Below are 499 nucleotides of genomic sequence, written 5' to 3' on the forward strand. Positions count from 1 at the left end.
CATGGCAAACAAGCCCAAGAAGCAACAGTATTAATTGACACCACCGTACAAGAAAAAAACATCACTTACCCCACCGATGCCAAACTTGCCATTAAAATCATCAATCGCCTTAACAAGCTAGCAAAGCGTCATGGCATTCAACAACGCAGAACCTATGTTAAAGAAGTTAAAAACTGCCGCTTAGCCATTCGTCACTTCCGCCATGTTAAAAAGCGTGCCAAAGCTAAAAAAGCCTTAACCCGCCTAAGAACTATTGCCAACAAACTCATCAGAGAATTGCAACGCAAACTTCACACACATAGCCTGTTTAAAACTATCCAAAAGATTTTTTGTTTTACCAAAAAGTATTAGCACAACAACCCAAAGATAAGAACAAGATCTATTCATTGCACGAGCCTGATGTATATGTCATTGCCAAAGGCAAAGACCACAAACAATACGAGTATGGCAATAAAGTCTCAATCGTCTCAACCAAAGACACAAACATCATTGTTGGCGT

General features: G+C 39.7%; 1 pseudogene. It reads left to right on the forward strand.

Annotated features, from left to right (window positions below):
- Positions 1–499, forward strand: a pseudogene (locus BHECKSOX2_RS10700) (transposase family protein); the annotation flags it as partial.

It is taken from the genome of thiotrophic endosymbiont of Bathymodiolus puteoserpentis (Logatchev), from assembly GCF_900127505.1.
Classification (GTDB): Bacteria; Pseudomonadota; Gammaproteobacteria; order PS1; family Pseudothioglobaceae; genus Thiodubiliella.